The sequence below is a fragment of the Streptomyces mauvecolor genome, from assembly GCF_039532965.1.
Classification (GTDB): Bacteria; Actinomycetota; Actinomycetes; order Streptomycetales; family Streptomycetaceae; genus Streptomyces; species Streptomyces violascens.
In genome coordinates this window covers 99,377-125,148 of record NZ_BAAASQ010000012.1, presented here as the reverse complement: position 1 = coordinate 125,148, position 25,772 = coordinate 99,377, and the positions used below count along the sequence as shown (strand labels likewise).

24 protein-coding genes are annotated in these 25,772 nt (G+C 71.2%); 13 read left to right on the top strand and 11 right to left on the bottom strand.

All coding sequences use genetic code 11. From position 1 onward, the window contains the following. Nucleotides 1-140: 140 nt before the first annotated feature. From ABD346_RS17370 to ABD346_RS17345, 6 genes are all read left to right on the top strand, one after another. The gene (locus ABD346_RS17370) at nucleotides 141-1,037 is read left to right on the top strand and encodes a DMT family transporter (RefSeq protein WP_344375763.1); all 897 of its coding nucleotides are present in this window, start codon (nucleotides 141-143) and stop codon (nucleotides 1,035-1,037) included. A gap of 34 nt (nucleotides 1,038-1,071) precedes the next feature. Then, complete coding sequence (locus ABD346_RS17365; RefSeq protein WP_344375762.1) at nucleotides 1,072-1,587, top strand: NUDIX hydrolase; 516 nt, start codon at nucleotides 1,072-1,074, stop codon at nucleotides 1,585-1,587. 25 nt (nucleotides 1,588-1,612) lie between these two features. Continuing rightward, nucleotides 1,613-2,005, top strand: a complete 393-nt coding sequence (locus ABD346_RS17360) for a YidH family protein (protein ID WP_100577397.1) — start codon at nucleotides 1,613-1,615, stop codon at nucleotides 2,003-2,005. Beyond that, nucleotides 2,005-2,325 carry a DUF202 domain-containing protein gene (locus tag ABD346_RS17355; protein ID WP_344375761.1) on the top strand — a complete coding sequence of 107 codons (321 nt, stop codon included), beginning with the start codon at nucleotides 2,005-2,007 and terminating at the stop codon, nucleotides 2,323-2,325. Before ABD346_RS17360 ends, ABD346_RS17355 begins: the two co-directional genes overlap by 1 nt. Before the next feature lie 140 nt (nucleotides 2,326-2,465). Further along, nucleotides 2,466-3,488: a phosphotransferase family protein gene (locus ABD346_RS17350; RefSeq protein WP_344375760.1), complete on the top strand. Its 1,023-nt coding sequence runs from the start codon at nucleotides 2,466-2,468 to the stop codon at nucleotides 3,486-3,488. Between the two features lie 9 nt (nucleotides 3,489-3,497). Next, nucleotides 3,498-4,712: an acyl-CoA dehydrogenase family protein gene (locus ABD346_RS17345; RefSeq protein ID WP_344375759.1), complete on the top strand. Its 1,215-nt coding sequence runs from the start codon at nucleotides 3,498-3,500 to the stop codon at nucleotides 4,710-4,712. A 19-nt stretch (nucleotides 4,713-4,731) separates the two neighbouring features. Here ABD346_RS17345 and ABD346_RS17340 read toward each other — a convergent pair whose 3' ends face one another. The 3 genes from ABD346_RS17340 to ABD346_RS17330 form a co-directional block, all read right to left on the bottom strand. After that, nucleotides 4,732-5,328: a TetR/AcrR family transcriptional regulator gene (locus tag ABD346_RS17340; protein ID WP_344375758.1), complete on the bottom strand. Its 597-nt coding sequence runs from the start codon at nucleotides 5,326-5,328 to the stop codon at nucleotides 4,732-4,734. A gap of 85 nt (nucleotides 5,329-5,413) precedes the next feature. Next, nucleotides 5,414-7,066, bottom strand: a complete 1,653-nt coding sequence (locus ABD346_RS17335; protein ID WP_344375757.1) for a class I adenylate-forming enzyme family protein — start codon at nucleotides 7,064-7,066, stop codon at nucleotides 5,414-5,416. Beyond that, nucleotides 7,063-7,836: an SDR family oxidoreductase gene (locus ABD346_RS17330; protein WP_344375756.1), complete on the bottom strand. Its 774-nt coding sequence runs from the start codon at nucleotides 7,834-7,836 to the stop codon at nucleotides 7,063-7,065. The genes ABD346_RS17335 and ABD346_RS17330 overlap by 4 nt, the downstream gene beginning before the upstream one ends. 601 nt (nucleotides 7,837-8,437) lie before the next feature. Here ABD346_RS17330 and ABD346_RS17325 point away from each other — a divergent pair. Further along, the gene (locus tag ABD346_RS17325) at nucleotides 8,438-9,655 is read left to right on the top strand and encodes an exo-beta-N-acetylmuramidase NamZ family protein (RefSeq protein ID WP_344375755.1); all 1,218 of its coding nucleotides are present in this window, start codon (nucleotides 8,438-8,440) and stop codon (nucleotides 9,653-9,655) included. A gap of 114 nt (nucleotides 9,656-9,769) precedes the next feature. Further along, nucleotides 9,770-11,083 carry a serine-threonine protein kinase gene (locus ABD346_RS17320; protein WP_344375754.1) on the top strand — a complete coding sequence of 438 codons (1,314 nt, stop codon included), beginning with the start codon at nucleotides 9,770-9,772 and terminating at the stop codon, nucleotides 11,081-11,083. Nucleotides 11,084-11,101: 18 nt separating this feature from the next. On the opposite strand, the gene ABD346_RS17315 is transcribed toward ABD346_RS17320, so the two are convergent. Beyond that, nucleotides 11,102-13,879: a penicillin acylase family protein gene (locus ABD346_RS17315; protein WP_344375753.1), complete on the bottom strand. Its 2,778-nt coding sequence runs from the start codon at nucleotides 13,877-13,879 to the stop codon at nucleotides 11,102-11,104. A gap of 609 nt (nucleotides 13,880-14,488) precedes the next feature. Here ABD346_RS17315 and ABD346_RS17310 point away from each other — a divergent pair. Further along, entirely contained in the window at nucleotides 14,489-15,100 is a 612-nt protein-coding gene (locus tag ABD346_RS17310; protein ID WP_344375752.1) for a hypothetical protein, read from the top strand. Nucleotides 15,101-15,251: 151 nt separating this feature from the next. After that, nucleotides 15,252-15,959, top strand: coding sequence for a 3-keto-5-aminohexanoate cleavage protein (locus ABD346_RS17305; protein WP_344375751.1), 708 nt, complete (start codon nucleotides 15,252-15,254; stop codon nucleotides 15,957-15,959). A gap of 58 nt (nucleotides 15,960-16,017) precedes the next feature. On the opposite strand, the gene soxR is transcribed toward ABD346_RS17305, so the two are convergent. Then, nucleotides 16,018-16,479 carry a redox-sensitive transcriptional activator SoxR gene (gene soxR / locus ABD346_RS17300; RefSeq protein WP_344375750.1) on the bottom strand — a complete coding sequence of 154 codons (462 nt, stop codon included), beginning with the start codon at nucleotides 16,477-16,479 and terminating at the stop codon, nucleotides 16,018-16,020. A 197-nt stretch (nucleotides 16,480-16,676) separates the two neighbouring features. Between soxR and ABD346_RS17295 the strand changes: the two genes are divergently transcribed. Beyond that, nucleotides 16,677-17,138, top strand: coding sequence for a MaoC family dehydratase (locus tag ABD346_RS17295; RefSeq protein ID WP_344375748.1), 462 nt, complete (start codon nucleotides 16,677-16,679; stop codon nucleotides 17,136-17,138). A gap of 69 nt (nucleotides 17,139-17,207) precedes the next feature. On the opposite strand, the gene ABD346_RS17290 is transcribed toward ABD346_RS17295, so the two are convergent. The 3 genes from ABD346_RS17290 to ABD346_RS17280 all read right to left on the bottom strand — a co-directional run bounded on the left by ABD346_RS17290 (nucleotide 17,208) and on the right by ABD346_RS17280 (nucleotide 19,449). After that, nucleotides 17,208-17,843, bottom strand: a complete 636-nt coding sequence (locus tag ABD346_RS17290; RefSeq protein ID WP_344375747.1) for a TetR/AcrR family transcriptional regulator — start codon at nucleotides 17,841-17,843, stop codon at nucleotides 17,208-17,210. A gap of 72 nt (nucleotides 17,844-17,915) precedes the next feature. Next, a complete protein-coding gene (locus tag ABD346_RS17285) occupies nucleotides 17,916-18,203 on the bottom strand; it encodes a YiaA/YiaB family inner membrane protein (RefSeq protein ID WP_189962017.1) in 288 nt (95 codons plus the stop codon). A gap of 88 nt (nucleotides 18,204-18,291) precedes the next feature. Next, nucleotides 18,292-19,449 (bottom strand): acyl-CoA dehydrogenase family protein, encoded by a 1,158-nt coding sequence (locus tag ABD346_RS17280; RefSeq protein WP_344375746.1) that lies wholly within the window; start codon nucleotides 19,447-19,449, stop codon nucleotides 18,292-18,294. Nucleotides 19,450-19,515: 66 nt separating this feature from the next. Between ABD346_RS17280 and ABD346_RS17275 the strand changes: the two genes are divergently transcribed. Both ABD346_RS17275 and ABD346_RS17270 read left to right on the top strand, forming a co-directional pair. Beyond that, nucleotides 19,516-20,157 (top strand): TetR/AcrR family transcriptional regulator, encoded by a 642-nt coding sequence (locus ABD346_RS17275; protein ID WP_344375745.1) that lies wholly within the window; start codon nucleotides 19,516-19,518, stop codon nucleotides 20,155-20,157. A gap of 102 nt (nucleotides 20,158-20,259) precedes the next feature. Next, complete coding sequence (locus ABD346_RS17270; protein ID WP_344375744.1) at nucleotides 20,260-21,291, top strand: DMT family transporter; 1,032 nt, start codon at nucleotides 20,260-20,262, stop codon at nucleotides 21,289-21,291. A gap of 164 nt (nucleotides 21,292-21,455) precedes the next feature. Here ABD346_RS17270 and ABD346_RS17265 read toward each other — a convergent pair whose 3' ends face one another. The 3 genes from ABD346_RS17265 to ABD346_RS17255 form a co-directional block, all read right to left on the bottom strand. Beyond that, nucleotides 21,456-22,535, bottom strand: coding sequence for a Zn-dependent alcohol dehydrogenase (locus tag ABD346_RS17265; RefSeq protein ID WP_344375743.1), 1,080 nt, complete (start codon nucleotides 22,533-22,535; stop codon nucleotides 21,456-21,458). Nucleotides 22,536-22,587: 52 nt separating this feature from the next. Next, entirely contained in the window at nucleotides 22,588-23,982 is a 1,395-nt protein-coding gene (locus tag ABD346_RS17260) for an aldehyde dehydrogenase family protein (RefSeq protein ID WP_344375742.1), read from the bottom strand. Nucleotides 23,983-24,248: 266 nt separating this feature from the next. Next, nucleotides 24,249-25,655, bottom strand: a complete 1,407-nt coding sequence (locus ABD346_RS17255) for a CitMHS family transporter (RefSeq protein WP_344375741.1) — start codon at nucleotides 25,653-25,655, stop codon at nucleotides 24,249-24,251. Between the last annotated feature and the right edge of the window lie 117 nt (nucleotides 25,656-25,772).

Sequence of the window (25,772 nt, the reverse complement as noted above, 5' to 3'; positions counted from 1 at the left end):
AGTTACCCGTGCGTCAGATCTTCGGCGGGCAGTCACCCGGCGTCAACCGCCCGGCTGCGGGCACCCAGGAGGCATCAGCGCCCCCGGAGCGCTATCGTCGGCCAAGTCGGCTCCCCCCGGCCGTACTTGAGGTGTACGTCGTGTCGGTTCTGGTCCTCGTCCTCGCCGTGAGCGCAGCGTGTTGTCTGGGCTCGGGCTTCGTGCTGCAGCAGAACGCGGCGCAGCGTGCCCCGATCGGCGACTTCCTGTCGCCGCGGCTGCTGCTCGATCTGGTGCGCATGCCGCGCTGGCTGGCCGGGATAGGCCTGATGGTGGCGGGCATGGTGCTCAGCGCCCTCGCGCTGGGCTGGGGCCAGGTGTCACTGGTCGAGCCGCTGGTGGCGACCAACCTGTTCTTCGCGATGTGGCTGTCCAGACTCTGGACCCGCCAGCCGCTGGGCCGCCAGGGCTGGGCGGGGCTCGCGCTGCTCGCGGGCGGGGTGACCGCGTTCATCGTGGCGGGTCAGCCGCACGGAGGCGTCTCGGAGGCGGGGGCGCTGCGGCACTGGCTGATCGTCGGCCTGGTGGTCGGGATCGCGCTGATGCTGGCGGGCCTCGCCAAACACGACCGGCTCAGCGTCGCGGCCCCGGTGATGCTCGCCATCGCCGCGGGCCTGCTGTACGGCCTCCAGGACGCGCTGACCCGGATCAGCGGCCAGCGCCTTTCGGGCGGCGGCTGGCCGGAGCTGATGACGAGCTGGCAGCCGTACGGGGTGATCGCGCTCGGGGTGACCGGCCTGGTCCTGGTCCAGAGCGCCTTCGAGACGGCCCCGCTGCGGATGTCGCTGCCCGCCCTGACGGCGGCCCAGCCGCTCGCCGGGATCGCCTGCGGCGTCGGCTTCCTCGGGGACCGGCTGCGTACCGACGCGGGCGCGCTGGCCTGGGAGGCGGCCGGGCTCGCCGCGATCGTGGCGGGGATCGTGCTGCTCGGTCTTCACCCGGCGATGCCGTCGGGCACGGCGCCGCAGGAGGAGGCCCGCGACCTCCAGCCGCACTGAGAGGCACTGCGCGCGTCGGTGATTTCATGGCCCCATGAATCCGGCTGACGAAATCCTGGACATCGTCGACGAGCAGGACACCGTGATCGGGCAGGCCCGGCGGGCCGACGCGTACGCCCGGAACATGCGGCACCGCTGCGTGTTCATCCTGGCCAGGGACGCAGCGGGCCGGATCTTCGTGCACCGCCGCACCCCTCAGAAGCTCGTCTTCCCCTCCCTGTACGACATGTTCGTCGGCGGGGTGGTCGGCGCCGGCGAGTCGTACGACGGCGCGGCGCTGCGCGAGGCCGAGGAGGAGCTCGGCGTCTGTGGCCTCCCGCAGCCCGTGCCGCTGTTCAAGTTCCTCTACGAGAACGGCGAGCAGAGCTGGTGGTCGGCCGTGTACGAGGTCCGCTGCGAGCTCCCGGTGGATCCGCAGGTGGAGGAGGTCGCCTGGCACGGCTTCCTGCCGCTCGCCGAGCTGGAGCGCCGGATCGGGGCGTGGGAGTGGGTGCCGGACGGCCTCGCGGCCTGGCGGCGGCTGCGCGCCTCGGGCATCGACCTGTCCTGAGGGGGTGCCGGGTAGGGTGCGGCGGGTGATCACGATCGTGCAGACCCTGCGGCTGTGGTTCGCGCCCCAGCGCATCGGCGAGGAGGGCGAGACCCCCGACTACCGTTTCTCGCTCGCCAACGAGCGCACCTTCCTGGCCTGGATCAGGACGTCGCTCGCGCTGGTCGGTGGCGGTTTCGCGGTCGACCAGTTCCTGCCCGACCTGCGCTGGGGCGTCCGGGTCGCGCTCGCCCTCGCGCTGCTCGCCGCGGGGGTGCTCTGCGCGCTGCGGGCGGTGAACCACTGGGTGCGCTGCGAGCGGGCCATGCGGCGCGGCGAGGACCTGCCGGTGTCGCGGTTCCCCACCCTGCTGAGCCTCGCCGTCGCGGTGGTCGCCGTGGTGATGGTGGTGGTCGTCGTCTTCGGCTGGGCCGGCTGATGCCCTCGCCTGCGCCCGCCCGGGACCCCGGGCTCCAGCCGGAGCGGACCCGGCTCGCCTGGCGGCGTACGACGCTGTCCTGCACGGTGGCGGCTGTGCTCGCCGCCAAACAGGCGGTGCACCGCGGGAGTTCACCGCTCGGGATCGTCGCGCTGACGCTCAGCGGCCTGGTGTGGCTCGGGTTCCTGGCCGTCGCGCACCGCCGCATCCAGACCCTGAGCGGCGCCGCGCGGCCCCGGGTTCTCGGGGTGCGCGCCGCGGTCGCCACGGCCGCCTGCACGGTGGCCCTGGCCTGCTTCGCCGTCGCCATACTGTTCTGAAACCGCCTCCGGGCTGTTCCGGGACGCGCCTCCCGCCCTTGAGTACGCCGTAATTCGCGCTCCGCCCTGGACGGCATACCGACTGGTCGGTAGCGTGTCTCCGGACAGCATGCCCCGACCCCCTTCCGGAGGTGCCGAACATGAGCACAGTCCCCCCGCCAGGCCTCGACCCGGAGCAGCTGCGGGCATACCTCGACCGCGTGCGGCCGGGTCTGGTGAGCGGACCGCTCAGTGCCCGGCTGATCGAGGGGGGCCGCTCGAATCTGACGTACGTCGTCACGGACGGGGCCGGCCAGTGGGTCGTGCGGCGGCCGCCCCTTGGCCACGTACTCGCCACCGCGCACGACATGAAGCGCGAGCACCGGGTGATCGACGCCCTGCACCCCACGGCCGTGCCGGTGCCCGAGCCGGTGCTGCTCTGCGAGGACGAGTCGGTGCTCGGCTCGCCGTTCTACGTCATGGAGTACGTGGCGGGGACGCCGTACCGCACGGCCGAACAGCTCGCGCCGCTCGGCGCCGAGCGGACCCGGGCGGCCGTGCTCGCGCTGGTCGACACGCTCGTCGAGCTGCACGCGGTGGACCCCGAGGCCGTCGGGCTCGGCGACTTCGGGCGACCCGAGGGCTTCCTCGACCGGCAGCTGCGCCGCTGGGGCAAGCAGCTCGACGCCTCCCGCAACCGCGACCTGCCCGGCATCGACGAGCTGCACGCGGCCCTCGGCCGCGACCTTCCCCTCTCGCCCACCCCGACCGTCGTGCACGGCGACTACCGCCTCGACAACGTGCTGATCGGCGACGACGACCGCATCAAGGCGGTCCTCGACTGGGAGATGTCCACCCTTGGCGACCCGTTGACCGACCTCGGGCTGCTCGTCATGTACAGCGCGAAGCTGGAGGTCCCCGACTCGCCGGTCTCCACCACGGCCGGCGCGGCCGGCCACCCCTCCCCCGCCGAGCTGATCGAACGCTATGCGGCCCGCTCCGGCCGCGACACCTCCGCCCTCTCCTGGTACACGGCGTTCGCGTGGTTCAAGCTCGCCGTGATCCTCGAAGGCATCCACTACCGCTACACCCTCGGCCAGACCGTGGGCGCCGGCTTCGACCGCATCGGCGAACTCGTCCCGGTCTTCATCGAGCACGGCCTCACCACCCTTCAGGAAGGCTGAACGCCCCTCATGGACTTCGCATTCGACGCCCGCACCGAAGAACTGCGGACCAGGCTCCTCGCCTTCATGGACAGTCACGTCCACCCCGCCGAGGCGATCGCCGACGAGCAGCGCGCCCTGCTCGCATCGCCGTGGGACACCCCGCAGGTGGTGGAGGACCTCAAGGCCGAGGCGCGCAGGCAGGGCCTGTGGAACCTGTTCCTGCCCGACGCGGAGTACGGCGCGGGGCTCACCAACCTCCAGTACGCCCCGCTGGCCGAAATCACCGGCCGCTCCCCGCACTTGGCACCGACCGCCCTCAACTGCGCGGCCCCGGACACCGGGAACATGGAGGTGCTCGCCCAGTTCGGCTCGGACGAGCAGAAGAAGCAGTGGCTTGAGCCGCTGCTCGCCGGGGAGATCCGCTCGGCGTTCGCGATGACCGAGCCCGAGGTGGCCTCCTCGGACGCCACCAATATCGAGACGCGGATCGAGCGCGACGGCGACGAGTACGTCATCACGGGCCGCAAGTGGTACATCTCCGGCGCCATGAACCCGGACTGCAAGATCTTCATCGTCATGGGCAAGACCGACCCCTCCAACGCCGATGTGCGCCGCCAGCAGTCGATGGTCCTGGTCCCGCGCGACACCCCGGGCGTCGAGATCCGCCGCGCCATGCAGGTGTACGGCTACGAGGACCACTCCCACGGCGGTCACGCGGAGGTCGTCTTCCACGGCGCCCGGGTGCCCGCGAGCAACCTCGTGGGCGAGGCCGGCGGCGGCTTCGCGATCGCCCAGGCACGGCTCGGGCCCGGCCGGATCCACCACTGCATGCGGCTGATCGGCATGGCCGAGCGGGCCATCGAGCTGATGTGCCGAAGGGCCGTGTCCCGTACGGCGTTCGGCAAGCCCATCGCCCAGCAGGGCGTGGTCCAGGAGTGGATCGCGGACGCCCGCGTCGCGGTCGAGCAGCTCAGGCTGCTCGTCCTGAAGACGGCCTGGCTGATGGACACCGTGGGCAACCGCGGGGCACACACCGAGATCCAGGCCATCAAGATCGCCACCCCGCGCACGGTCGTCGGCATCATCGACGACGCGGTCCAGCTGCACGGAGCGGGCGGCGTCAGCCAGGACTTCCCGTTGGCCGAACTCTGGGCCGCGGCAAGGACGTTGAGGCTGGCGGACGGCCCGGACGAAGTGCACCAGCGCTCGCTGGCCCGCCGCGAGCTGAAGAAGTACCTGTAACGGCTGGGCAGTCCGGAGTTCAGGGCCGCAGCGCGCGGAGCAGCAGGTCGGCGAGGTGATCGGCGACCTGCTGCTCGGTGAGCGGGCCGTCCGGGCGGTACCAGGTGGACAGGTGGTGGACCGATCCGAAGTGGTAGTCCACCACCAGATCGGCCGGGGTCGCGGTGGAGAACACCCCGGCGGCCTGCCCCTCTTCGATGAGCGCGCGGAACCGCTCGTGGTAGTGACGGCGCTCGGCCCGGACCTGCTTGTTCTTCTCCGGGCTGAGGTGATGCATGGAACGGAAGAAGATCGCCGCGTCGTCGAGGTTGTCGATCGTGGTCACCACCACGTCGGCGGCCGCCGCGCGCAGCCGCTGCTCGATGGGCTCGTCCGCGTCGGCGAACGCGTCGAGCCGCTCCTGCTGGAGCCGCAGCACCCGGACGTACACCTCCTGGAGGAGGTCTTCCTTGGAGCCGAAGTAGTGGTAGAGCGCGCCCTTGGTGACACCCGCCGCCTCGACGATCTCCTGCACCGAGGTGCGGTCGTAGCCGTTCTCCGCGAAGAGGCGGGTGGCGGCGGCGAGCAGCCGCTGGGGGACGGGGGTGGTGCCGCTTGTGTCCGTCGCCTTGGCCATCGCCGCCGCCTTTCTCTCGTACGTGCGCGAAGCTGTGAGCTGGTCGTGCCGTGCTGGTCGTCTGTGCTGGTCGTCGTGCCGGGCGCTACGCCTGGGTGCGCAGTTCCCGCCTGAGGATCTTCCCACTCGTGGTCTTGGGAAGCTCCGCCAGGATCTCGACCTCCCGCGGGTACTTGTAGGCGGCGAGCCGTTCCTTGCAGTACGCGGCGAGCTCGGCCGGGTCGGCCTCGGCGCCGGGGCGCAGGCTGACGTAGGCCTTGACGCTCTCTCCCCGGTACGCGTCGGGGATGCCCACGACGGCCGCCTCACGGACCGCCGGGTGGGTGTACAGGACGTCCTCGACCTCGCGCGGCCAGACCTTGAACCCGGACGCGTTGATCATGTCCTTCATGCGGTCGACCACGTAGAGCCAGCCGTCGCGGTCCATGAACCCGATGTCGCCGGTGCGCAGCTCGCCGTCGGGGAACGCCTCGGCGGTGGCGTCGGGGCGGCGCCAGTAGCCGGGCACGACCTGCGGCCCGCGCACCAGGATCTCGCCCTGCTCGCCGAAGGGCACCTCGTTGCCTTCGAGGTCGACGATCCGCACCACCGTCTCGGGCCCGGGCACGCCGACCGAGAGCGTGCCGGAGACCGGGTCGATGGGCGCTTCCTTCTCGGGCGGCACCGAGGCACAGGGGGCGGTGCACTCGGTCAGCCCGTAGCCGTTGCGGATGTACGGCCCGAAGCCCTCGCGGAACTTCTCGACCAGGGCGGGCGGCAGGGGCGCGCCGCCCGACGAGATGACCTCGAAGGACGCGAAGTGCTCCCGGGTGACGCCGGGGGTGGCCGCGAGCGCCATGAAGGCCGTGGAAGGTCCGACCGTGTAGGCGGGGCGGTGTTCGGCGAAGGCGTCGAGGACGACACCCGGGTGGAAGCGGTAGGCCAGGATCAGGGTGCCCGCGTTGGCGATGCAGGCGGCGAGTTCGCAGACCATGCCGGTGATGTGGAAGAGCGGCGCGAGCGCGAAGTAGCCCGAGCCTTCTGCTATCGGATGTCCAGTGCGCTGCCTCTCCGCGTTGTAGGTGATGCCGCGATGGGTGTTCATCGCGCCTTTGGGGGTGCCGCTGGTGCCGGACGTATAACTGATCAACGCCGTGTCACCGCCGGAAAGTTCCCGCCCGGAGGGAGCGCCGAGCCCCTGCCGGGCGACGCCGACGAGGTCGTCGGTGTCGACCGGCGCGGGCACGCGCTCGAAGCCGAGCACCCTCGGATCGTTCTCCGTCTGAAGATCGAGCTCGCAGGCGGTGAGGACGATGCGGACCGGGGAGCCGGCGGCGGTGTCGCGCAGATAGTCCTCCCAGGCTCGGTCGGAGCAGATGAGCGCGGCGGCGTCCGAGTCCTTGAGTACGTGCCCGACCTCGCCCGACTTGTACATGGGGTTGAGCGGAACGACGGTGGCCCCGGCCTTCCAGGCGCCGAGCAGGGCGATCACGAAGTGCGGGGTGTTCTGCAGCATGAGCGCGACGCGGTCGCCGCGGACCAGGCCCCGGGCGGCGAGGTGGCCGGCCACGGAGTCGGAGAGCGCGTCGGTCTCGGCGTAGCTGAGGCGGCCGTCGAAGTAGGCGAGCGCGGTGCGTTCGGGGGCGCGGGCGACGGCGGCGCGGAAGGAGTGCCGCACGGTCTCGGGCGGGGTGATGTCCGCCCGCTGGGCGTCGCTGAGCTGGGCGAGCCAGGGCTTGGCCGCGTAGATCGAGGTCATTCGGCGCTCGTCTCCCACTTCTGCTGAAGGTGGTTCATGCTGGTCAGCCAGCGGTCGGGGGTGGCGGCGCGGGCCGTGTAGTAATCGGCGACCTCGGGGTGGGGCAGCACGAGGAAGCGTTCGTCGGCGATCGCGGCGAAGAGCGCTTCGGCCACCTCGTCGGGCTCGATGGCGGTGGGCTTGAGCACGAGGTCGCCGGCGGATCCGGTGGCGTCCAGCATGTCGGTGCGCACACCCTGCGGGCAGATCGCGTGGACCTGGATGCCGCGGTGGCGGTAGGTGAGCGAAAGCCACTCGGCGAAGGCGAGCGCGCCGTGCTTGGTGACGCTGTAGGGCGCCGCGCCGATCATCGTGAGCAGCCCGGCAGCCGAGACGGTGGACACGAACCGCCCGGCGCCACGCTCCAGCCAGTCGGGCAGCAGCTCGCGGGCGGCCCTGACGTGGGCCATCACGTTGACGTCCCAGGCCGCGGCCCATACGTCCTCGGGGGCGGCCTCCGAACCGCCGGATCCCAGGCCCGCGTTGGCGCAGTAGATGTCGATGGTGCCGCCGAGGGCGTCGCGGGCGGGGCCGACGACGGTGGAGGCGTCCCCCGGGACGGCGATGGCGCCGATCTCCTCGGCGGTCTTGCGGGCCTTGTCCGCGTCCAGGTCGTTGACGACGACGCGGGCGCCCTCGGCCGCGAATCTGCGCGCGAGGGCGGCGCCTATGCCGCCGCCCGCGCCGGTGACGACCACTGCGGCGCCCTGGACCGCCTGTCCCGTGCTCATGGAGACCCGCCTCTCTGCGGTGCCGAATGCCCCGACAGACTAACCAGTCGGTATGTCCCCTGGGAAGGCCCCCTCCCCTTGGGGCTGCGCCCCAGGCCCCGTGGTGTTTCACCCTGCGGGGGGGCGGCTGCGCAGTTCCCCGCGCCCCTTGTCGGCTCCGCTGTCGGCTCCGCTGTCGGCTGCGGGCAGTACGTGGCCGGTCGCGCAGTTCCCCGCGCCCCTAAACCCCTTCGACCGCGCACCGTGCACGGTTGCCGCGCCGTTCCCCGCGCCCTTGGCAGGGTGGCCAAGCAGGCGCCCCAGGCCGATCGATGATCACGGACGTCAGCCCACTCCCAGCCTGTCCGGCGACTGAGGACGAGCGCCCTTCAGGCGAGAAACGGGGTCCGGGGCGGAGCCCCAGGAACGACCACCGGGCCTCAGCCCAACGACAACCCCCGGCGTCCACGCGGCGGAGCCGCAGAGTGTCACAGCGGGAAGGGGTGGGGTGGGGCACCCCCGGGTCCGGGGCGGAGCCCCAGGCGTGGCCGCCCTGCCGCGCGCCCGGCAGCCACTACCGTGCGGGGCATGACGGCCCGCACCGAACCCGGAGGTGTACGGATTGACCCTGTCCAGACGCACCCTGCTCGCCTGCACGCTCGCGACGGCCCCCCTCCCCCACCCCGCCGAAACCCGGCTCCGCACCGGCTTCGCCCGCCTCGCCGCCGACGGCTACACCCCCCTCGCCGGCCAGAACGTCGGCCTCGTCACCAACCCCACCGGCATCACCCAGGACGCCCGCCACATCGTGGACGTCATGCACGCCGACCCCCGCGTACGCCTGACCGCCGTGTTCGGCCCCGAGCACGGCTTCCGCGGCACCGCCCAGGCCGGCGGCTCCGAGGGCCGCTCCACCGACCCCGCGACGGGGCTCCCCGTGTACGACACGTACACGAAGAGCGGACAGCCCCTCGCCGACATCTTCACCGCCTCCGCCGTGGACACGATCGTCTTCGACATCCAGGACGTCGGTGCCCGCTTCTACACCTACATCTGGACCCTCTACGACTGCATGGAGGCGGCCGCGCTCGCCGGCAAGCGCTTCATGGTCCTGGACCGCCCCAACCCGGTGACCGGCCGCGCCGCGTACGGCCCGGTCCTCGACCCCGCGTTCGCCACCTTCGTCGGGCGCCGGCCGATCGCGCAGGCGCACGGCATGACGGCCGCCGAGCTCGCTCTCCTCTTCAACGCCCAATTCCTCAACAGCACAGTGCAGTTGACCACCGTCGCCATGACCGGGTGGCGGCGATCCGCCTTCTTCGACGACACCGGACTCCCCTGGGTGCCGCCCAGCCCCAACATGCCCACCCCGGACACCGCTCTCGTCTACTCCGGTACCTGCCTCTTCGAGGGCACCAACCTGTCGGAGGGGCGCGGCACGACACGGCCGTTCGAGCTGCTCGGCGCGGAGGGCATCGACGGCAAGTGGGCGGCCGCACTCAACGAACTCGCCCTGCCCGGCGTCCGGTTCCGCGAGGCCTACTTCGCACCGACGTTCTCCAAGTTCGAGGGGAAGACCGTCGGAGGGGTCCAACTCCACGTACATCAGCGGGAGTTGTTCGATCCCGTACGCACCGGGATCGCCCTCCTCGTCACCGCCAAGCGGGTCTGGCGCGGCTTCGCCTGGCGGCCGGACCACTGGGTCGACAGGCTCACCGGCTCGGCCCTGGTCCGCACGATGGTCGACGCGGGCGCCGGGACCGACGAGATCGTCGCCGCCTGGCAGCCGGGGCTGGCCGCGTTCCGGACCGTACGCCGGACCCACCTGATGTACGACTGATACGAGTGAGCCGGGCCGAAGCCGCCGGGCCTCCTCCGTCCCGCATATGGCCAGCTCCGCGGTACGGCGGGACGATGGGTGGCGCTCATCGTCGAGCGGACCGGAGGTCGGGCCATGACGGACATCGGAGTCGAGCCGTACCGGGAGATCACCTTCGACGCGGACGGCGACGCGAATCCCGCCGAGCGCACGGCCCTGACCGGCGTGGACGCCACGGATCTGGTGCTGTTCTGCCACGGCTGGAACAACACCCCGTCGTCGGCCCGAGACCTGTACCGGGCCTTCTTCGCGCCATTCCCCGCACTCCTCGCGGACTCGCCCCAGGTGCGGCTCGGATACGGCGGCGTGATCTGGCCGTCGATCCGCTTCACCGACGAGACCATCCCGAACTACCCGCACGCCACGGTGGCCGCCACCGGCCCCGGGCTCGACGACGCGACCGTCGACGCACTCAAGAGGTTCTTCCCCGGCCAGGACGCGACCGTCGACCGGATCGCCGCCCACCTCGCCCAGCAGCCCGACTCCGAGGACGCGTTCGACGACTTCGGGCGGCTGACCCGGCAGCTGGTGACGACGGCCGCCACGGGCGGGGCCGGGGCCGTCGGCGACCTGGCGGTGGAGAACGGGCCCGGCGCCTCGCCCGCGATCCTGACGGACGGCATTCTGCAGTTGTGCCAGCGGTTCACGGCCGCCCTTGCCGACACCGGCATGCCCGTACAGCCGGGGCCGGCCGGGCCCTCGTTCTCGATCGGCGGCTCCCTCAAGCACCTGTGGGACGGCGCGAAGGAAGTGCTGCGCCAGACGACCTACTACGAGATGAAGCGCCGGGCGGGCAAGGTGGGGCAGCTCGGTCTCGGACCGCTGATCGGTCAACTGGCCGCCGCTCGGCCCGAGTTGCGCGTGCATCTCGTCGGGCACAGCCAGGGTGCGCGCCTGGTCGCGTTCGCGCTGAAGGGGCTGCCCGCGGGTGCGCGCAATCTGAAGTCGGTGACGCTGCTCGAAGGGGCCTTCTCGCACTATGTCTTCGCCGAGCACCTGCCCGACGGCCTCTCGGGAGCAGGCGCGCTGAGTGACGCGCAGGGGCGGATCGACGGCCCGGTCGTCTCGTGCTACTCGCACTTCGACACCGCGCTCGGCGTCATCTACCCGCTGGCGTCCGCGCTGTCCGGGGACTACGCGAGCGCGCTGCCCGGTCTCGACAGGCGGTGGTGGGCGATCGGCCACGACGGCATCCAGGCCGTCAGCCCCTGCACCACGCTCACGCTGGCCGAGGCGCTGCGCGACGGGGTGCCGGACTCGGGCTGCGTCAGTGTGGACGCGGCGGCCGTGGTGAAGGACGGCGGGCCGCCCTCGGGTGCGCACAGCGACATCTGCCACCAGGAGCTCGCCCAGGTGGTGCTGGCCGCGGGCCGGATCGGCAGGACCTGACCCGCGGCCGTTCACGCGCTAGCGATGGCTGGGGAACTCGACGACCTGCTGGTAGGTCGGCCGGTTCTGCCAGTTGATCGCGGACTGGGTGATGCCGCCGAGCGGGCGCTGCACGATGCTGTCGGCGCACCACTGGTCGCCTGCGCCGCAGCCGGCATCGCCCGGATAGACCTGCGCCGGGGTCTTGGCGGCGGCCTGCTTGAGCGTGCCGAGCAGGCTGTCGCGGCAGGCGTCGAGCTTGCCGTCGCCGCAGTAGGCGCGGGCCAGCGGCCCCTGCACCGGCTCGCCGAGGACCGTCCGCAGATCCTTGTCGGCGTAGCTCCACCAGCCGTACTGGAAGGCGGACCCGGCGTGCGAACCGGTCGGGCCGTGCCCGGCCGAGGGTGCCTCGTCGATGCCGAGGCCGGCGGTCAGGGCGTTGTAGAGCGGGTCGCCGAGCCCGGGGCGGAACTCGGCCTCGACGAGCAGCGGCCACCAGGCGTCCATCAGGCGCACCGCGTCGGGATGGGTGTAGGCGTGCGAGCCCTGCGAGGTCTCGCGGCGCTGGCTGCCGTCGGCCTGCCAGGCCTCCAACTGCTGGACAGCAGTGGCCAGTTGGGGGTCCGTGATCGGCGCGCTGCGCAGCACCTTGAGGAGTTCGGGCAGCACGTCCTCGCCGCGCAGGTCGGTGACGGCGGCCTGGGCCATGGCCCGGGTGAGCGAGGAGCGGGTGACGCCGCCCTGGGCGACCAGCGCCTTCACGCGGTCGTCGAGGAGGTTGGCGCGGTGCACGGAGCCGTCGCCGAAGCCGGCCGTGGAGTAGTCCTTGGCCTGCTTGTTGTTCCAGGAGACGTAGTAGTCCTGGCCGATCGACTGGGGATGCTGGGCGGGCGGGGTGTAGGCCGCCGTGTTGGATGCCGGGTCGAAGCCCTGCCATTCATAGGCCTGGTCCGCCTTGACGGGCAGCGAGGGGTCGACGTTCGGATTGCGGACCGGGTTCAGGCCGCTGTTGTAGTAGGCGGCGGTGCGGGAGTCCGCGTAGAACCAGTTGAAGGTGTAGTCGACGTGCTGGGCCGCCTCCTGGAAGGTCTTGGCGTCCTTGACGTAGGAGGGGTCGTTCATCATCTGGAAACCGATGATCGAGTCGGCGTCGTGCCGGTAGGTGGAGCGCAGTGAGGTGTACGCGACGGGCTTGCCGCCCACCGTGGCGCGGGCGGTGACGATGCCGTAGTTGGTGCGCCACACCTGCATCCGGTAGGAGCCGGCCGCCGTGGTGTCGGCGACCGTCGGCTTCCAGGAGTTGGTCTTCTCCAGCTTCTCCATCGGGGTGCACACGCCCCGGTAGAGATAGTGGGTGGCGTCCTGGCAGAGCTCCACGGCGTACGTGTCCATGATGTCCTGGCCCGCCGAGGTGGCCGACCACGCGTAGTCCTGGCCGCGGCCGAGCTGGACGTACATGCCGACGCCGGCGAAGGAGGCACCCCGGGCGCTGATGCCGGGGCCCTGGATCTCCTGGAGCATCAGCAACTGTGGCGCGAAATAGCCGGTTTGAGGACCGAACACCGCTACAGGGTTGCCGCTGGCGGTGTGTGAGCCGGACACCACGAGGGCGTTGGACATGCCGCGCGGCTTGCCGAGGTCGATGCCGGGCAGCACACCGTTGTCGTACACGCCCTTCAACGGCTTGAGCTGCTTGGGAACTTTCACGTCCGCCTTGGCATGGGTGTTCGCCGAGCCGGTGCGGTCGTAGACGAGCTGTTCGGGGACGACCGTGCCGGGGTCGGGCATCGCGGCGCCCTGGGCGTTGGCGGGCTTGCCCGCGTACGGGAAGCTGGTGCCGTCGTGGACGGTGAGCACGGACTCGGGGTCGTTGCGCTCGCGGAAGGACTCCCAGACCTTGGTGCCCTCGGCCACGCCGTACTTGGCCTGCGCGGCCTGGAGCGAGAGCGCGGCCTGCACCTCGCCGCCCCCTCCGCCGCCGAAGAGCCCGCCCACCACGGAGGCGAGCGCGATCAGGTCGGTGAGCTTGAAGGGCTGGATCTCCCCGACGTTCGTTATGGAGTCGATCTTGCCGGTGAGGACGTACTCACCGGGGAAGTAGCGGCCGTCCTTGGACTGCTTGGCATAGGCGTTGATGCCGTCGACGTACGCCTGGGCATCGGCCATGGCCTGCTCGCCGCGGGCTCCGTTGGCGGTGCGGATGCGGTCGACCTGCGCCTGGAGATCGGCTTCGGTGTACGGGGCCTGCGGCCAGAACTCCTGCTCAAGACCCTGGTTGGCGAGGGCGCCGCCCGCGAAGGAGGTGAGCTCGCCGCGCCCGATGTGACGGAAGAGATCCATGAGCCAGAGCCGGTCCTGCCCGGCCGCGTACCCGGCGCCGTACTCGGTCCCGTAGCGCGTGGTGCCCTTGATGTGCGGCACGCCCGTCGCCTTGTCACGGGTGATGGTGACGTCGGGGCGGGGCGAAGCGGTCGACTGCACCTGCCCGTTCGGGACACCGAAGGAGGCGTCGTTGAAGAAGCTGTTGAGCTTGTCGTCGGTGAGCGAGGACTGGCCGGCGACCAAGGCGTCGTACTTGCCGAGCTCGTCGTCGCTGTGCGCGGGGTGGGTCCCGAACACCTTGTTCCCGAGGATCTCGACGAGGGTGGCGTTGCCGTTGGCGCCGGGCGGCAGGATGTCGGAGCACTGCCCCTGACAGAGGTCGCCGTCCGCGGGCTCGGCCGCGCCGGCCGGGACCGCGGGGCCGAGCAGGGCGGCCGACAGGGCGATGACGGTGGCGGCACAGGCGGCGGCTCTGCCGCGCCCGATTCCCGTCATGAGCCGAAGTCTGCTGTGTTTCCTGGCTGTTGTGAGCCTTGCGGTGCGTCGTCGCATGCGCGCTCCTAGTGGGGGCCGATGCGCGGGAGGCTACTTGGGGTAACACCGCAGCGTAAGGTGAACATGCGTCACCTTTTCGGAATCCCCACACGCCCGCCCGACCGGCTCCGCGATCATGACGGGCCGGCTCCGAAGACTGTGCCCTTTCGGCCTCCGTCGACACGCGTATTCCTTCCGGGCTCCGCAGGGTTATGTGGGACGGGCGAATACCGGCCGTGCCGTTGGTGCCCAAGTGCCCATGGTGGCCAAACCGGTTGAAGGGATTCCGGATGTGGCGGAGGGCATGCGGGGGACCTGATCCTTTGCCGGCCTCGGCACTTCCCCGGCACCGTCACTGCCTGGCCTCTTCGACCGTTCCAGCAGGTCGGCGGGGGGAGGGGTCCATATGGGCCACGTTCTGAGGAGTTCATGAGAATCGGATTCCAACGGTTGGGACAGGGTAGGCGAATCCCCCGTAATGGACGCCATCGGAATTTCGATGGAGCCGGATCGTCTTCCGGTACGTCCATTCCTCGACGCCGAAGTACGAGCGACGGAGGTGGCAGGGCCATGGCTGGTTTCCGCAGTCTGGCGAGACAGGTGCGCGACCCGAGGAACGATCTCGCGTTGCGCCGCTATTCGCTGCGCAAGTGTCTGGAGCGGTTCGCCCCCTACGGGCATCGGGCGACCTGGGACCATCTATGCGGCAGGCACCGCATCGGGCCCGAGGACCGGGCACCCGATCCGGCGCGGCTGGTGGCCGCACTGGAGGAGCTGGAGGCGGCCAGGGCCGTCTGGCTCGCCTACGAAGTGGAGTTCGCGGAACGCAGGAAGCGTGAGAAGCACGCGGGGCTGCGACGCCCGGGCTCCTTCGACGACTGGCACCGGCGCACCTGGGGCGGTTTCGGGGTGGCCTGGTGCGACGATCCCACGACACATCCCACCGAGCCGCTGGCCGAGGTGCTCGGCCGCATGATCGCGGCGCTGCGGGCAGCGCCCGGCACGGTGTGCCCGGTGTGCGGGGGAAGCCGCCTCGTATGGAACCAGGATCTGACCCACGAGCCGTGGTTCGGACCGGTCTGCTCGGGCTGCGGAATTCTGGTGCCGCGCCCGGTGCTGACCTCCGAGGCGGTGGCACGGGCCAAGGCGGCATGGCGCGGAGAACTGGCATCGGTGGCGTGAGCGGCGCGGGGGCGAGCCGACTCTCCCCCGCGTTGCCAGAGGGCCCGCACGGCCGGAGGACCCCGCGTCGCCAGGGCGCCCCGCACTGCCGGAGGACTCCGCATCGGCGTCGGAGCCCGCGTTGTCAGTGGGCTCTGGCACCATCGAAGACATGATCCAGGTCTGCCTGAACGGCGTACGAAGTGCGGAGGACGGCTCGGCGGTGCCGCTGTCCCCGGCCGCCCTCGCCCAGTCCGCGGCAGCGGCCGTGGCCGCCGGTGCGGCCGAGGTCCATGTCCACCCCAAGACGCCCTGCGGAAGCGATTCGCTCTCACCACGCGTGGTGGGCCCGGCACTGGAGGCGATACGGGCCGCGGTGCCGGTGCCGGTCGGGGTGACCACAGGCGCCTGGGCGGAGCCGGATCCGGCCCGCCGGGTGGAGCGCATCCGGTCCTGGACGGTGCTGCCCGACTACGCGTCGGTCAACTGGCACGAGGACGGCGCCGACGAGGTGGCGGCCGCGCTGCTCGATCGGGGCGTGGGCATCGAGGCGGGCATCTGGTCCGACACCCCCGCCGCCCACCGCTTCCTCAACTCACCTTGTTCCTCAAGGGTGTTGCGCATCCTCGCCGAGGTGATCGGCACGTCCGCGCAGGACGCCGAGCCGACGGCGCAGTCCCTGCTCGCCGAGCTGGGCACCGCGCACGGCAGACCCATCCTGCTGCACAGCCACGACGCGGGCACCTGGCCGGTGCTGCGCCTGGCGCGCAGGCTGGGTCTCGACACGCGCATAGGCCTGGAGGATGTCCTGGTACTGCCGGACGGGGAACGGGCCGAGTCCAACGCCCAGTTGGTGCGGGCGGCGCTGGCCTGCACATGAGGGGCAGGGGTCCCGTCCGTACGGGGGCGAGGGCCCGCCGGTAGCGGGTCGGGGCCGCTCAGGCCTTGCGCTCGGCCAGCAGCCGGGAGCCCGTCAGGCTGTCGCCGAAGACGTCGTCCGGGTTGGACAGGACGCAGTTGTCCAGGGACAGACAGCCACAGCCGATGCAGTCCGAGAGGTGGTCGCGCAGCCGGCCCAGCTGTGTGATGCGCCGGTCGAGTTCGGCACGCCAGGTCTCGGACAGGCGGGCCCAGTCCTCCTTGGTGGGGGTGCGCTCCTCGGGGAGCTCGGCCAGGGCGTCCCGGATCGTGGCCAGCGGGATGCCGACGCGCTGCGCGGCCCGGATGAAGGCGACGCGGCGCAGGGTGTCCCGGCAGTAGCGTCGCTGGTTGCCGGAGGTCCGGCGGCTGGCGATCAGGCCCTTGGACTCGTAGAAGTGCAGGGCGGACACGGCAGCCCCGCTGCGCGCGGACAGCTGACCGACCGTGAGCTCGTGGATCTTCTCTGGAATCTGCGGCACCCCTCGAACCCTACTGGCCCCGCCCCCGGCCCCCGTCGGGCGCCCTCCTCGCACAGGCCCGGCCCCCGCCCCGCACATCGTTGACAGGACCGGCGGCCCCAACCATGCTGAGCTAGCTGAGCAAGCGCTTGTACATATGCTTGCGCATGCGCTTTTTCATCACTGCGAGAGCGTCGTGAGAGGCAGGGACCAGGGACATGGCAGAGCCGAGGATCTTCGCGTCCGCCGAGGAGCTGAAGGCCGGGGTGGGCGAGCAGCTCGGGCACAGCGACTGGCTGGAGATCGACCAGAAGCGGATCGACCTGTTCGCCGACGCCACCGGCGACCACCAGTGGATCCATGTCGACCCGGAGCGGGCCGCGGCCGGCCCCTTCAAGACGACCATCGCGCACGGCTACCTGACCCTGTCGCTGCTGCCGACGCTGGTCCCGCAGGTGCTGCGCGTCGAGAACATGAAGATGGGCATCAACTACGGCACGAACAAGGTCCGCTTCCCCTCCCCCGTACCGGTCGGCTCGCGGCTGCGCGCGACGGCCGTTCTCACGGAGGTCGTAGAGGCGGGCGGCGGCGTCCAGGTCACGGCGAAGGTCACCGTCGAGCGCGAGGGCGGCGACAAGCCGGTGTGCGTGGCGGAGTCGGTCTCGCGCTACTTCTTCTGAGCCCGGCCGATCCTCCGGACCCGGCCGGGCCTCCGGGCCCGACTCGGAATCCGGCCGGGCCGGGGCCCGCTACTTCTGCGCCCCCACCATCCGCAGGACGAGGTCGGCATAGAGCGCGCCGACCTCGTCGGGCGTGCGGCGGCCCTGGGTGTTGAACCAGCGGGCCACGTCGATGCAGAGCGAAAGGACGGCGAGCGTGGTGCCCGGCACGTCCGGCACGTCGAACTCGCCCGCCGCCACGCCCTCGTTGAGGATGCGGCGCACCGCGGCGTCGCTCTGCCTGCGCAGTTCCACGATCTCGGTACGGTGCTCGGCACCGAGCGCGTCGAGTTCGTACTGGACCACGCGGGCCGTCATGTGGTGCCCCGCGTGCCAGCGGACGAAGGAGCGCACCGCCGCGGAGAGCCGCTCGGCGGCGGTGCCTTCGCCTTCGGCCGCGGACTGGAGGATCTCCAGGGCCTTGTCGTGGCCGATCCGGCTGATCCGGTGGAGCAGCTCTTCCTTGGTCTTGTAGTGGATGTAGAGCGCGGCCGGGCTCATCCCGGCCCGGCCCGCGATGTCCCGGGTCGTGGTGGCGTGGTAGCCGCGCTCGGCGAAGGCCTCGACGGCGGCGACGAGCAGCCTCCTGGCCGCCTCGGGCGTGACCTCGCCCCACGGCTTCTCCTCGCCGCCGGCCGTCTCCGCAGTCACGTCAGCCGTGCCCATCGCTCGCCCCTTCCGTCCGTCCGCACTTCCGTTCAGCAGGACGAACACCATACCCCGAGGGTGAGCAAGCGCTTAGAGCTTCTGGAACGGGTCGTGTTCGGCCAGGAGCTTCTCCATGCGGGCCTGGTCGACACGGCTGACGATCTGCCCGGCCTCCTGCCGGTCCCTGATCACCTTGGCCAGGGTGAAGGCGGACGTGACGAGATAGAGGACCGCTATGCCGAGGAAGGCCCGCACCCAGGCGTCCGCCTGAAGCCGGAGGATGCCGATCGCGGTCGCGGCGAGCGCGATCGAGAATGCGGCGACGGCCTGTCCGTAGTACGCCGCGGTGTTCTGCTGCTTGACCGGTGTCTCACTCATGCCGCACAGCATGCAGCGGATGTGGCGCGCGCCACATCCGCTCTCGTACTCAGTACGTACTCAGAAGCCGAGGCCCCGCATTCCTTGATCAGAAGGCCGAAACCCCGGTCTCCGCACGGCCGATGATGAGTTTCTGGATCTGGCTGGTGCCCTCGTACAGGGTCATCACGCGGGCGTCGCGCAGCAGCTTCCCGACCGGGTACTCGTCGATGTAGCCGTAGCCGCCGAAGACCTGGAGGGCGTTGTTGGCGGAGCGCACCGCGGCCTCGGAGGCGAACAGCTTCGCCTTGGACGCGGCGGTCGCGAACTCCTGGCCCCGGTCGATCAGATCGGCGACCCGCCAGGTCAGCAGCCGGGCCGCGTCCACGTCCACCGAGATGTCACTGATCAGCTCCTGGACGAGCTGGTAATGGGCGATCGACTTGCCGAACTGCTCGCGTTCGCCCGCGTACGCGACCGCCGCGTCCAGCGCGGCCTGGGCGATGCCGACGCAGCCGGCCGCGACCGACATCCGCCCCTTGGCGAGCGCCGACATCGCTATGGAGAAGCCCTTGCCCTCGGGGCCGAGCAGCGCGCCCGCCGGGACCCGTACGTCGTCGAGGACGAGCTCGGCGGTGGCCTGGCCGCGCAGGCCGAGCTTGCCGTGGATGGTGCGGCGGGTCAGGCCCGGGGTGTCGGTGGGGACCAGGAAGGCGGAGACGCCCCGGTGGCCCGGGGTGGCGTTGGTGCGGGCGAAGAGCAGGACCACGTCGGCCCAGGTGCCGTTGGTGATGAACATCTTGGCGCCGTTGATCACGTAGTCGCCGGACGCGCTGTCCCGGACGGCCTTCGTGGCGAGGTTCCCCGCGTCCGACCCCGTGCCCGGCTCGGTGAGGCCGAAGCAGCCGAGGGCATCGCCGGAGGTGAGCCGGGGCAGCCAGGCGCGCTTCTGCTCCTCGCTGCCCCAGGACGCGATGGTCTTGGTGACCAGGCCGAGCGAGACGGAGACGATGCCGCGGACGGAGGAGTCGCCGCGGCCGAGCTCCTCGGTGACCAGGCAGTACGCCAGGTGGTCGCCGCCCGAGCCGCCGTACTCCTCGTCGACGGTGAGCCCGAGGAAGCCGAGCGCGCCCAGCTTCTTCACGATCGACTTGTCGACGTTCTCGGAGCGGTCCCACTCGACGACATGCGGGGTGATCTCGCGGCCGACGAACTCCTCGGCGAGCCGCCGGACCGCCGCCTGTTCCTCGCTCAGCTCCAGGTTCATTTTCCCTGCACCCCAGATTTAATTACCACTGCTAGTTTTTGGATGGCAGGCCCTACTATGTGCCGCATGGCCCGACCGCGCAAGCCCCTCCTGAGCACCGACCGCATCGTCACGGCGGCGAGCGCGCTCGTGGACGCGGAGGGTCTGGCGGCCGTCTCGACCCGCCGCCTCGCCGCCGAGCTCGGGGTCAGCGGGCCCTCGCTCTACAACCACTTCCGCACCAAGGACGAGATCCTGGAGGCCGTTGCGGACGCCACCTCCGCACAGGTCGACCTGTCGATGTTCGACCCGGACGACGACCGCGACTGGCGTACGTCCCTGCACGACTGGGCGCTCGCCTACCGCGCGGTCCTGACCCGCCACCCCCACATCGTTCCGGTCCTCGCCCAGGGGCCCGGCCGTCGCCCGGCCGGTCTGCGGCTGGCGGACGCGGTGTTCGGCGCGATGGTCGCGGCGGGCTGGCCGCCCGCCCAGGCGACCCGGATCGGCGCGCTGATGCGGTACTTCATCATGGGCTCGGCGCTCGGCTCCTTCGCCCGCGGCTTCGTGGACGACGAGGCGGCGTACGACCCGGCGGACTATCCGCACCTGGGCCAGGCGCACCTGCTCGCCGAGCGGCAGGAGGAGATCGACGAGGGTGCGTTCGAGACGGGGCTGCGGGCTCTGCTGGACGGGCTGTCGATCCAGTACGCGACGCTGGGCGACTAACCGGTCGCGAAGCCCCGCTCCCTTCCCGGCCACTCAGGGAACGCCCGGCCCGCGCAAAAATTGGGCCGGTGCCGGACCGCCTCTCGCCTACTGTGCATGACCATGACCAACACCTCCCCCGAGCGCCGCTCCGCTCGGCTCGCCCTGGCCGCCGTGGCGGTCTCCGTCGTGCTGTGGGCCTCGGCCTTCGTATCGATCCGCAGCGCCGGGGAGGCCTACTCCCCCGGCGCGCTCGCCCTCGGCCGCCTGCTCGCCGGGGCGCTGGTCCTCGGGCTCTTCCTGCTCATACGCCGCGAGGGGCTGCCACCGCGGGCCGCCTGGCCGGGCATCCTGGCGTCCGGTTTCCTGTGGTTCGCCTGCTACATGGTGGCCCTCAACTGGGGCGAGCGGCAGGTCGACGCCGGTACCGCCGCGATGATCGTGAACATCGGGCCCATCCTCATGGCGCTGCTCGCCTCGCGCTTCCTCGGCGAGGCGCTGCCGCCCCGGCTGATCGCCGGCATGGCCGTCTCGTTCGCGGGCGCGATCGCGGTGGGGCTCTCCATGTCGGGCGACGGGCACGCCTCGGTGCTCGGGGTGGTCCTGTGTCTGGTCGCGGCGGCGACCTACGCGGCCGGAGTCGTCCTGCAGAAGCCGGCCCTGCGGCACGGCAGCCCGCTCCAAGTGACCTTCTTCAGCTGCCTGGTGGGGGCGGTGGCCTGTCTGCCGTTCAGCGGGCAGCTGCTCTCGGACGCCTCGCACGCGCCCGCCTCCGCGACGCTGAACATGGTGTACCTGGGCGTGTTCCCGACCGCGCTCGCCTTCACCACGTGGGCGTTCGCGCTGGCCCGCACATCGGCGAGCCGCATGGGGGCGACGACGTACGTGGTGCCCGCGATGGTCGTGCTCATGTCCTGGGCGGTGCTCGACGAGGTTCCGGCCGTGCTCACCCTGGTCGGCGGGGCGATCTGCCTCGCGGGGGTGGCTGTCTCGCGGTCCCGCCCGCGGGGCTCCGGAGGTGGGGTCACCGTGGCGTCCGGAGCCACGTCCACGGCCGGGGGTGAGGTCACTGCGGCGTCCGGAGCCGCCTCCTCGGCCGAGGGCGAGCTGCCCGGGCCGACGCCCGGGCCCAACCCTGGGGAGCGGGTCACCTGATCGCTCCCGCACGTCGGTTGGCTGGGTGCGGGTCGTCTGTTACTGGTCGCGTAGTTCCCCGCGCCCCTGGCAGTACAGGGGAACCCAGCTCCCGGGCCGGGGGCGGGTCGTCTGTGGCTGGTCGCGGATGAAGCACTCCCCTCCCCGCGGAGTGCCTGGCAGATCTAGAACACCACCAGCGCCCGGCCCCCCTTCCCCTTCACCATGTTGTCGAAGGCCTCCGGGATGCCGTCCAGGGCGATGCGTTCGGACACCAGCGCGTTGAGGTCCAGGCGTCCCGCCCGGATGTGGTCGGCCAGGGTCGGGACGTCCGTCGCCGGGTTGGAGTTGCCGTACACGCAGCCCGCGAGCGTGCGGCCCCAGTGGAAGATCTCCAGCGCGTTGAAGGTGACCTGCTGATCCTTGCCGCCGATGCCGACGACGGTGGTGCGGCCGCCGCGCCGGGTCGACTCCCACGCCGTACGGATGGTCACCGCGCGGCCCACGCACTCGACGGCCACGTCCGTTCCCTGGCCGCCGGTGAGGCTGCGGATGTCCTTCGCCGTGGTCTCGGACGCGACGACGAAGTCGGTCGCGCCCGCCTGCCGGGCCAGCTCCTCCTTCTCCGGGGAGACGTCGACGGCGATGATCTGCGCGGCGCCCGCGATCCGGGCCGACTGGAGGGTGGCCAGGCCCACCCCGCCCGCGCCGAACACCGCGACCGTCTCGCCCGCCCGCACCTTCGCCGAGTGGTGGATCGCCCCGTACCCCGTGAGGACCGCGCAGCCGAGCAGCGCCGCCTCGGTCAGCGGGATGCCCTCGGGGAGCGGGATCAGGCAGTTCTCGGCGACGACGGTCTCCTCGGCGAACGCGGCCACATTCAGACCCGGGTGCAGCTCCGTTCCGTCGGCGGTGCGCGCGTACACGGAGGCCGCGCCGTTCAGCGCGTTGACGCACAGCCACACCTCGCCGAGCGAGCAGGGGTGACAACTCCCGCAGGACGGGGCCCAGTTGAGGACGACCTCGTCGCCGGGGGCCACCGACGTGACGCCCTCGCCGACGGAGACCACGGTGCCCGCGCCCTCGTGGCCGAGGACAGCCGGGACCGGGACCCGCATGGTGCCGTTGGTGAGCGAGAGGTCGGAGTGGCAGACCCCGGCGGCGGCGAGGCGAACCCGCACCTGGCCGGGGCCCGGCTCGGGAAGGGCGATGTCGGTGATCTCCAGCGGAGAGCCGACGGCGGGCAGTACAGCGGCGCGAACCATGACGTGCGTTACTCCTGAACCATGAGAGAGGGGGTGCGGACTCGGAAGCGACTCAGAACTGCAGCGACTTCGTCTGGAGGTATTCGGTCAGGCCGTGCACGCCGAGCTCGCGGCCCACGCCCGACTGCTTGTAACCGCCGAAAGGCGCAAGGGGGTTGAAGCGTCCGCCGTTGATGTCGACCTGGCCGGTGTCCATGCGGCGCGCGAAGGCCACGGCCTCCGCCTCATCGCCCGCCCAGACGCCGCCCGCCAGGCCGTACACGGTGCCGTTGGCGATCCGCAGGGCGTCGTCCTCGTCCACGTACTTGATGATCGAGACGACCGGGCCGAAGATCTCCTCCTGGGCGATGGTCATCTCGGGGGTGACATCGGCGAAGACCGTCGGCGTGACGTAGTACCCCTGCTCCAGGGGCGCTTCGGCGCCGCCCGCGACGATGCGGGCGCCTTCCTGCACACCCTTCTCGATGTAGCCGCGTACGCGCGCCAACTGCTTGGCGTTGACGAGCGGGCCGACGCGGTCGCCGACGGTGTACTTGGCGGCGGCGGCCGAGGCCAGCTCGACGGCCTCGTCGTACCGGTCGGCGTGGACCAGCATCCGCGTCCAGGCGCTGCACGTCTGGCCGGAGTTGCCCATCACGTTGGCGACGCCGACGTTGACGGCCTTGGCGAGGTCCGCGGAGGGCAGGATGACGTTGGCGGACTTGCCGCCCAGCTCCAGGGCGACCCGCTTGATCGCGGCGCCCGCCGTGGCGCCGATGATCCTGCCGACGGCCGTCGAACCGGTGAAGGAGACCAGGTCCACTCCTTCGTGCTCGGCGAGCGCCTGGCCCGCGACCGGGCCGAGGCCGGTGACGAGGTTGAACACACCGGCGGGCAGGCCGGCTTCGTGCACCGCCTCGGCGAAGAGCTGCGCGGTCAGGGGCGTGTCCTCGGCGGGCTTGAGGACGACCGTGCAGCCCGCCGCCAGGGCGGGAGCCACCTTGTTGACGATCTGGTGCAGCGGATAGTTCCAGGGCGTGATCGCGCCGACGACCCCGACCGGCTCCTGGTAGACGGTGGAGTTCCCGATCTTCTCCTCGAAGGCGTACGAGGCGGCCAGCTCGGCGTACGAACCGGCGATCGCGATCGGCAGGCCCGTGTGCACGGCCTGGGCGAACGCCGGCGGCGCGCCCAGTTCGGCGCCGATGGTCGCGGCGATCTCGTCCTTGTGGGCGACCAGGTGGTCCCGCAGCGCCGTCAGTTTGGCCGCGCGCTCGGCGGGCGGGGTCGCGGCCCAGGCCGGGAGTGCCGCGCGGGCGGCGTGCACCGCGCTGTCGACGTCCTCGGCCGTGCCCGCCGGGACATGGGCGATGACCTGCTCGTCGACCGGGTTCACCACCGCGATGGTGTCCTGGCCTGCGGCGGATCGCCACTCGCCGCCGATGTACATCCCGTCGTGGGCCTTCATCGCATTCCTCCCAAGCCGGACCGGTGTCGTACGCCGCTCAAACTAGCGCCGTTAGTTTTCGGGCGCCAGGGGCGGCCCGTGCGACCGGGGCCCGGTCGCCGGTGGTTCTCACCGGCGCCATCCTCCTGGTCCCGGGCGGCACTCCGCCAGGCACCCCCTTCGGCCACCGCCGACATCCGCCCGGGACGCACACGGGCGTCGCCCACCACGCGCACCGGCGCGGCACGAAGGACGTGCCGCGCCGCTGGAGTTGGCCGAAAGGGAGGTCAGATGATGCCGAAGAGGATGCCGGAGCCGAGCACCACCAGGCAGGTGAGCGCCGCCCATTTCACCGTGAACCGGGTGTGGTCGCCGAACTCGACCTTCGCCATGCCGACCAGGACGTACACCGCGGGAACGAGCGGGCTCGACATGTGGAGGGCCTGTCCGGCCAGCGAGGCGCGGGCGATCTCCAGCGGGGAGACGCCGTGCGCGGCACCGGCCTCGGCGAGGACGGGCAGGACGCCGAAGTAGAAGCCGTCGTTCGACATGAAGTAGGTGAGCGGCAGACTGAGCACCCCGGTGACCAGGCCCATCTGCGAGCCCATGCTGTCCGGCACCACGCCGACCAGCCAGTCGGCCATGTGCTTGACCATGCCGGTGCCGTTGAGCACGCCCGTGAAGACGGCAGCCGCGAAGACCATGCCGGAGACGTTGACGACATTGTCGGCGTGGGCGGCGATGCGGGCCTTCTGGTCCGGGATGTGCGGGAAGTTCACGGTCAGCGCGAGGGCCGCGCCGATCAGGAAGAGCACCGGGATCGGCAGCCACTCCATGATCATGGAGGTGAGCAGGGCGACGGTGAGCAGCGCGTTGAACCAGTACAGCTTGGGCCGCAGGGTCTCCCGGGCCGAGTCGAGCCCCTGGAGGTCGTCGCCCTCGGAGGCATCCGCGCCGCCGCCGCTCGCCTTGTGCGGAGTCTCGCCCGAGGCCGAGCCGGCGCCTGCGCCTGCGCCTGCGACGCCGGCCCCGACCAGGACGGTCTCCGACTCCGGGTCCAGGACCTTGTCGAGGGACAGGTAGCCGACGCGCTTGCGCTCGCGCATGCCGAGCACGTACGAGAGGACGAGGACGGCGACCAGGCCGACCGCGAGGGCGGGGATCATCGGCACGAAGATGTCGGAGGCGTCCAGCTTGAGCGCGGTCGCGGCGCGGGCGGTCGGGCCGCCCCAGGGGAGCGTGTTCATGACGCCGTTGGCGATCGCGGCGACGCCGGTCATCACGACGAGGCTCATGCCGAGCCGTTTGTAGAGCGGGTACATCGCCGAGACGGTGATCATGAAGGTGGTGGAGCCGTCGCCGTCGAGCGAGACGATCGCCGCGAGCAGCGCGGTGCCGACGACCACGCGCATCGGGTCGGCCTTGCAGAAGCGCAGGATGCCTCGCACGACCGGGTCGAAGAGGCCCACGTCGATCATCACGCCGAAGTAGACGATCGCGAACATGAGCATCGCGGCGGTCGGCGCGAGCGAGCCGACGCCCTTGATGACGTAGTCGCCGAGATGGGCTCCCTTGCCGACGAAGACGCAGAAGAGAGCGGGGATCAGAACCAGCGCCGCGATCGGCGACATCTTCTTCAGCATGATCAGGACCAGGAAGGTCGCGATCATGCCGAAGCCGAGGATGGTCAGCATGGAGGACACCTAACGTTCACCCTTGAACTCCCACCAGGGGCTGGCGGTGCGGATGACGTTAGGTCGCCGTTTCAATCCTTAACAAGATGTTGACACCTGAGCAATACGAGCAAAAGT

Coding starts and splice junctions, on each gene's coding strand:
- ABD346_RS17365 (WP_344375762.1), top strand. CDS start 1,072: ATGAATCCGGCTGACGAAATCCTGGACATCGTCGACGAGCAGGACACC.
- ABD346_RS17355 (WP_344375761.1), top strand. CDS start 2,005: ATGCCCTCGCCTGCGCCCGCCCGGGACCCCGGGCTCCAGCCGGAGCGG.
- ABD346_RS17350 (WP_344375760.1), top strand. CDS start 2,466: ATGAGCACAGTCCCCCCGCCAGGCCTCGACCCGGAGCAGCTGCGGGCA.
- ABD346_RS17345 (WP_344375759.1), top strand. CDS start 3,498: ATGGACTTCGCATTCGACGCCCGCACCGAAGAACTGCGGACCAGGCTC.
- ABD346_RS17340 (WP_344375758.1), bottom strand. CDS start 5,328: ATGGCCAAGGCGACGGACACAAGCGGCACCACCCCCGTCCCCCAGCGG.
- ABD346_RS17335 (WP_344375757.1), bottom strand. CDS start 7,066: ATGACCTCGATCTACGCGGCCAAGCCCTGGCTCGCCCAGCTCAGCGAC.
- ABD346_RS17330 (WP_344375756.1), bottom strand. CDS start 7,836: ATGAGCACGGGACAGGCGGTCCAGGGCGCCGCAGTGGTCGTCACCGGC.
- ABD346_RS17320 (WP_344375754.1), top strand. CDS start 9,770: ATGACGGACATCGGAGTCGAGCCGTACCGGGAGATCACCTTCGACGCG.
- ABD346_RS17315 (WP_344375753.1), bottom strand. CDS start 13,879: ATGACGGGAATCGGGCGCGGCAGAGCCGCCGCCTGTGCCGCCACCGTC.
- ABD346_RS17310 (WP_344375752.1), top strand. CDS start 14,489: ATGGCTGGTTTCCGCAGTCTGGCGAGACAGGTGCGCGACCCGAGGAAC.
- ABD346_RS17305 (WP_344375751.1), top strand. CDS start 15,252: ATGATCCAGGTCTGCCTGAACGGCGTACGAAGTGCGGAGGACGGCTCG.
- ABD346_RS17295 (WP_344375748.1), top strand. CDS start 16,677: ATGGCAGAGCCGAGGATCTTCGCGTCCGCCGAGGAGCTGAAGGCCGGG.
- ABD346_RS17290 (WP_344375747.1), bottom strand. CDS start 17,843: ATGGGCACGGCTGACGTGACTGCGGAGACGGCCGGCGGCGAGGAGAAG.
- ABD346_RS17285 (WP_189962017.1), bottom strand. CDS start 18,203: ATGAGTGAGACACCGGTCAAGCAGCAGAACACCGCGGCGTACTACGGA.
- ABD346_RS17280 (WP_344375746.1), bottom strand. CDS start 19,449: ATGAACCTGGAGCTGAGCGAGGAACAGGCGGCGGTCCGGCGGCTCGCC.
- ABD346_RS17275 (WP_344375745.1), top strand. CDS start 19,516: ATGGCCCGACCGCGCAAGCCCCTCCTGAGCACCGACCGCATCGTCACG.
- ABD346_RS17270 (WP_344375744.1), top strand. CDS start 20,260: ATGACCAACACCTCCCCCGAGCGCCGCTCCGCTCGGCTCGCCCTGGCC.
- ABD346_RS17265 (WP_344375743.1), bottom strand. CDS start 22,535: ATGGTTCGCGCCGCTGTACTGCCCGCCGTCGGCTCTCCGCTGGAGATC.
- ABD346_RS17260 (WP_344375742.1), bottom strand. CDS start 23,982: ATGAAGGCCCACGACGGGATGTACATCGGCGGCGAGTGGCGATCCGCC.
- ABD346_RS17255 (WP_344375741.1), bottom strand. CDS start 25,655: ATGCTGACCATCCTCGGCTTCGGCATGATCGCGACCTTCCTGGTCCTG.